The sequence below is a fragment of the Haladaptatus sp. genome, assembly GCF_049589095.1.
Taxonomy (GTDB): Archaea; Halobacteriota; Halobacteria; order Halobacteriales; family Haladaptataceae; genus Haladaptatus.
In genome coordinates this window covers 1-2,155 of sequence record NZ_JBAWAC010000215.1, presented here as the reverse complement: position 1 = coordinate 2,155, position 2,155 = coordinate 1, and the positions used below count along the sequence as shown (strand labels likewise).

Annotated in this window: 2 protein-coding genes and 1 pseudogene; 1 reads left to right on the top strand and 2 read right to left on the bottom strand. The window is 60.0% G+C overall.

All coding sequences use genetic code 11. The annotated features are described in order from the left end of the window. The first annotated feature begins 141 nt into the window (after positions 1-141). Positions 142-609: a GNAT family N-acetyltransferase gene (locus tag WBV42_RS07040; RefSeq protein WP_423985396.1), complete on the top strand. Its 468-nt coding sequence runs from the start codon at positions 142-144 to the stop codon at positions 607-609. On the opposite strand, the gene WBV42_RS07035 is transcribed toward WBV42_RS07040, so the two are convergent. Then, on the bottom strand, positions 610-1,605 hold the full coding sequence (locus tag WBV42_RS07035) for a radical SAM protein (RefSeq protein ID WP_253224908.1): 996 nt from the start codon (positions 1,603-1,605) through the stop codon (positions 610-612). Positions 1,606-1,659: 54 nt separating this feature from the next. Continuing rightward, a pseudogene (locus tag WBV42_RS07030) lies at positions 1,660-2,155 on the bottom strand (alpha/beta hydrolase); the annotation flags it as partial.

The following is a 2,155-nucleotide window of genomic DNA, read 5'->3' as shown; positions in this document are numbered from 1 at the left end:
GGCAAAAGGTTGATCAAAAGCCTTCTCCCTCCCGTTGGTCGGTCGTCGGCCCGGAAAATCGCAGATTTTCCGGAGAAACACTGGCGACTGGCGGCTCTGCCACCGGTCGATTTAAAGTAGGTGTGGCCCAGTGAAGAGCATGTGAACCCGGCCATTCGAAGCGCAAGGGAGGGTGATGCCCCGAAGTTGGTCGAACTGTATCGCCGGTCGTACGCGGAGAACGCGAAGATCGGTTTTCCGTCGAGTATCCTCGATTGTGACGAGGGAACTATCGAACAGTGGATTCGGAGCCGAACGGTATTCGTCGCCACTCAGGACGAGGAATTCATCGGCGCTGTGCAACTGATTCCCCGTCCCGAGTGGGAACTCCCCGAAATCGGTCGCCTCGCCGTCAGCCCCGACTGGCAGGAGCAGGGAATCGGCAGGACCCTGCTCGAATCGGTGGAGGAACACGTGAAGTCGGAGGGATGGGGAACGGTTCGCCTTCGAACGCTCTCGGACCACCCCTTCCTCGAAGACTGGTATCGTCGATGTGGCTACGAACGAGTCGGCGTGCAACGACTCGATAACCGTCCGTACGACGCTCCGATACTGGAGAAGAAACTGTAGTCAGGCCAACGGCGTCCGCTCGACCACTTGGCCGTCGTACGTCGGATACTGCTCCACGATTTCGCCCTTCTCCACGTCGCCCTCTTCGATCATCTCTTCGAGCAACCACCACGCGACTTCGATGTGCTCGGATTTGACGGTGTAGAACTCCTCGGGGACGCCGAGTGCTGCGAAGTCTCCCTCGTCCACCCACGTCTTTCCGTAAATCAGGGTTCCGTCGTCGGTCACGTCGTCGAACTCGCGGCGAATCTGGCGGGCCATCCGCTTGAGGCGGTTGCGGTGCTGAGCGGCGTCCTTGAACACCGAGGTGCAAAAGTACGTTCGCGGGTGATCTCCCATCACGTCGAGGATTTGCTCCTTGGAGCCATCGACGGCGGACATGTGGCCCTCCTGGAGTTCGAAGCCTTCGGCCTGCATTCTGCGGTAGTTGCCTTGGGACATCTCGAACTCGTTGACGTTGCAGAACTCCGCCGCACCCTCGTCGAGGAAGTCGAGGAACTCCTCCTCGGCGCGGATTCCCGGAATCTCGAACGCAGGGGTGAGCCCCTCCTCACGGGCGATGTAGAGGATGTCCTCCCATTCGGTTCCGTGCAGTTCTCCCCACTGTTCGTACGGCGGGTGGAATCGAATCTCGTCCAACCCGGCCTCCGACAGTCGGCGCATGTTTTCCCGCCCGCCCGTGATTCCGGTATAGAGGTGCGTGTGGTGGTCCTCGCCGAACTCGTCCTTCAACAGCGAGAGGTACCGACAGGTCTTGTTCATCGCCTCCTGTGGTTCGCCACCAGTGATGGACGTGCCGAGCGCGTTCATGCGCTTTGCCTCCGTAATCACGTCCTCGTCGTCCTCGACGAGTCGCTCGTTGGCGTACACGTCGGTGACGTTCTTCCGGTTTTCACCGAGGGGGCAGTAAAAACAGTCGCGCTGGTCGCAGTAGCCGTAGACGAAGAGAACCATCTTGCCACCTTTGGCACACTGTTCACAGCCCTTGGAAATCATTCGTTGTATCGTTTTGCCCGTCGAGCCTCAAAAAGCGTGCGAATTACGCTACTCTCAGTCACAGACAGTCATGAGCAGGCTGTTCACCATCGACATCATCGCGTTTTCGTTCTCCTCGAAGACGTGCTGACCGTGTGCGCTCCCATCGACCGTTTGGTAGCGTTTCGGATTCGACGCGGCCTTCTGCATCTTCTTCGTCGTCTGCACGTACTGTCGGTCGTCACCCTTGGCCACGACGAACAGCTTCCAGCCCTGCATTTCGCCCGCGGAATCCACACCGCTCCCGGGTGCGAGTGCGAGCGTCCCGGCAATCGTCCCCGACTTCGCCCGTGCGTTCGCCCGAACGACCGCATCCGCACCGGCACCGGCACCGACGAGGACAACGTTTTTCACGCCGACCTGTTTGCGGAAGTACTGACTTGCGGCGAGGGCGTACTCTGGTGCCGTGCTGGGGTCGTCCAAGTTCAGATCGATGAGCAGGCACGGGTACCCCCTGTTCGCCAGTTCCTTCGCCTCCGGGAGCCAGTCCTTCCTGTCGAAGCCGGTGTCG